The sequence below is a fragment of the Streptomyces sp. NRRL B-24085 genome, from assembly GCF_001282115.1.
In the GTDB taxonomy this organism is placed as follows: domain Bacteria; phylum Actinomycetota; class Actinomycetes; order Streptomycetales; family Streptomycetaceae; genus Streptomyces.
The window spans coordinates 1-3,039 of sequence record NZ_LJBR01000593.1; the positions used below are offsets into that span (position 1 = coordinate 1).

Sequence of the window (3,039 nt, forward strand, 5' to 3'; positions counted from 1 at the left end):
CCAGGTCGGTCACCAGCAGACGGCCGTCCTGCCCGTACACGGTCGGCACCCGGACCGTGCCGGCCTCGGCCAGCCAGCGGAGCCCCGCCGCCTCGGCGCGGGCCTCCTCAAGGCCGCCGGTGCGTTTGACCATCACCGTCCGGCCGTCGTCGAGGTCCACCTCGGCCTGCGTGCCGGACAGCGGACGCTCGTCCGTCACCACGCGGCCGGTGAGCCGCGCCGCCGCCGCACCCGGGCTCACGTCTCGGTCGTACACCCGCGCCTCCCCGCTCATTCGCGTCCTCGCTTCGCAGCAGTGTGCCCCGACGGACGCGTGCACAGCCTCCTGGAGGGCTCCCAGGCACGTCCTGAGTGCGGGGCGCCTCGCCCCTTCCCCCTGCTCATCCTCCCTTCCGGCAGCGGTCCACGGGCAGGTCCGTCATGAGCTGCTGCCAGCGGGGGCCGGCCAGGGCGCGGGTCAGCTTGCACACCTCGGCCGCGCGGTCGCGCACGTCGGGGTCCCACAGCCGTACGGTGCCGTCGTTGCGGCTGGTGGCCTCGAAGGCACGGGAGCCCGCCCGCGCGAAGGACGCCATCCGCACCCGGACGGCGAACCCGGACCGCGTCCTGAACGGCGGCCGCTGACGGCACCCGCGGCCATCGGCAGGCCCTGCCCCGGCCGTTGGGCCCGGGCCGGTGCTTCAATGTCACCCCCTGGGCGGAGGAGCGGTGGCATGGGTGCGGAGTCGGGCGTGGTCCTGGTGACCGGTGGCAGCGGGTTCGTCGGCAGCCATCTGGTGCGGCGGCTGCTGAAGCGCGGTTGGACGGTGCACGCCACCGTGCGCAGTCTCGCGAACCCGGCGAAGGTGCGCCCGCTGCGGGACATGCAGGACGAGTTCCCCGGCGCACTCACGCTGTTCGAGGCGGACCTCCTCAAGGAGCGCTCCTTCGACGAGGCCATGGCGGGCTGCCGCGTGGTCTTCCACGTGGCCTCGCCGTTCTTCATGCCCGAGAAGATCAAGGACGGCCACAAGGACATGGTCGAGCCGGCCCTGACCGGCACCCGCAACGTCCTGGCCGGTATCGAGCGGACGCCGTCCGTGGAACGGCTGGTCCTCACCTCCACGGTCGGTGCGATCTTCGGCGACTACGCGGACGTGCGGGACATGGACGGGCACATCCTGTCGGAGAAGTACTTCAACACCAGCAGCACGGTGGAGAACAACCCGTACCACTACGCGAAGACGGTCGCCGAGCGCGCGGCCTGGGACGCGGAGGCCGCGCAGGACCGCTGGCGCATGGTGTCCCTCAACCCCGGCCTGGTCCTGGGCCCTTCGCTCACCCCCGCCTCCGAGTCCGGCAGCCTCTTCCTCCTGGAGGAGCTCTTCAAGGGCTACTTCTTCTACGGCGCCCCGGACTTCAGCTTCACCACGGTCGACGTCCGTGACGTGGCCGACGCGCACATCGCGGCGGCGGAGCGGCCGGACGCGAAGGGCCGCTACATCCTGGCCGCGGAGACGATGACGTCGTTCCACGAGATGTCCCGCATCATCCGCACCCGCCACCCCCGCGACCCGCGCATCCCGCGCACCGCGCTCCCCCACTGGCCCGTGCGCGTCCTGGGCCCCGCGTTCGGGCTCACCCAGGACTACATCCGCAAGCACCTCGGCATCCGGTTCCGCGTGGACAACAGCCGCAGTGTGCGCGAACTGGGCATCACCTACCGGCCGATCGAGGAGACGGTCCTCGACCACTACGAGGCGTGGCGCGCGCAGCGGGGCCGGGGCTGACCGGTACCGGCGGCTGCCTGTACGCGACGAAGGTCACAGTTACATCTCACGCTTTTCACACTTCAATCTTCACGTGAGTCTCACAAGTTGGCTAAGTTGACGGCCAGCAGCACGACGGAAGGGGCATGACTTTCATGGCGCCGGATCGAACTTCGCGCGATGGAGGGTTCAGCCTCCCCGCCAAGCGCAACTCCGCAATTGCGACGGCCGCCATGGCCTCCGCGGCCCTGCTCTCGCAGGCCGGCAACGCGGCGGCGGACGAGGGCCCGAGCCCTGACGAGGTGAGCCGACGGGTCACCAACCTCTACGACCGGGCCGAGAACGACTCCGGCACCTACAACGCCACGCGCGCGGCCGGAACGGCGTCGAGCACCCGCGGCCGCGGCGGTTCCCCGGCGGGCGGCGGGAGCAGGCCGGGCGGCGATCCCGCCCTCGACGACCTCGCCAGGCAGTGGTACGGCACGGCCCGCGCGAAGCTGGGGCCCACGGTCGAGGCGTCCCTGCCCGCCGACCGCGTCGCCAACCGCCGCGCCGAGTCGAAGCGCCGGGGCCCGGCGGACGCCCCCACCGCACGCGCCCCGAAGCCCGCCGAACGGTCCCTGCCGGCCGCCAGACCCGTGCTCGCCCTTCCGAGCGCACCCGAACCCGCACCGGCCGCCGCCCTCACCGCCGCCCCGGCCCAGTCGCCCTCATGGGCACCGGAACCGACCCCGCAGAACCTCACCGGCACCGGTGAGATCCCCGCCCTGGGCACCTCGCGGATCGTCACCGGGGTGCCGGAGTACACCGCGCGGCCCGTCGCCGCCGCCGTCGACCACGGACCGCAACTCGGCAGCGGTGTGCCCGAGTTCACCCCGCCGTCCGGCACCGCGATCCCGACGTACCCCGGCACCGGTGTCCCGGAGTACACCGCGCCCGCAAGCTCCGGAGTCCCCGAGTACGGCCCGCGGACGGGCACGGGAGACCCCGGCAGCACCGGCCAGTTCAGCGCTGTCCCGGCGGAGTACACCGTGTCGACCACCACCGGCTTCACGGACTACGGCGGTCAACTCGGCACCGGGCTGCCGGAGTACGCCACACCCGCCGCCACGGGCTTCCCCGAGTACCCCGCGCAGACGACCGCGGATTTCCCCGAGTACCTCGAGCGGACCGCCCCGGCCCTCCCCGAGTACCTCGCGCAAACGCCCGCGGGACAGCCGGAGCACTTCGCCCTCACCGCCCCCCTCGCGGCGATCGCGCCGCCGCCGTTCGACACCACCCAGGGCATCCC

Annotated in this window: 2 protein-coding genes and 2 pseudogenes; 2 read left to right on the plus strand and 2 right to left on the minus strand. The window is 72.9% G+C overall.

Annotated elements, in window-relative coordinates; translation table 11 throughout:
- Both AOJ26_RS39960 and AOJ26_RS39965 read right to left on the minus strand, forming a co-directional pair.
- Positions 1-256 (minus strand): annotated as a pseudogene (locus AOJ26_RS39960) (fructosamine kinase); the annotation flags it as partial.
- A gap of 124 nt (positions 257-380) precedes the next feature.
- Positions 381-575, minus strand: a complete 195-nt coding sequence (locus tag AOJ26_RS39965) for a hypothetical protein (RefSeq protein WP_053853243.1) — start codon at positions 573-575, stop codon at positions 381-383.
- 138 nt (positions 576-713) lie between these two features.
- On the opposite strand from AOJ26_RS39965, the gene AOJ26_RS39970 reads away from it, so the two are divergent.
- Both AOJ26_RS39970 and AOJ26_RS39975 read left to right on the plus strand, forming a co-directional pair.
- Complete coding sequence (locus AOJ26_RS39970) at positions 714-1,769, plus strand: NAD-dependent epimerase/dehydratase family protein (RefSeq protein ID WP_053853244.1); 1,056 nt, start codon at positions 714-716, stop codon at positions 1,767-1,769.
- A 212-nt stretch (positions 1,770-1,981) separates the two neighbouring features.
- Positions 1,982-3,039, plus strand: a pseudogene (locus AOJ26_RS39975) (hypothetical protein); the annotation flags it as partial.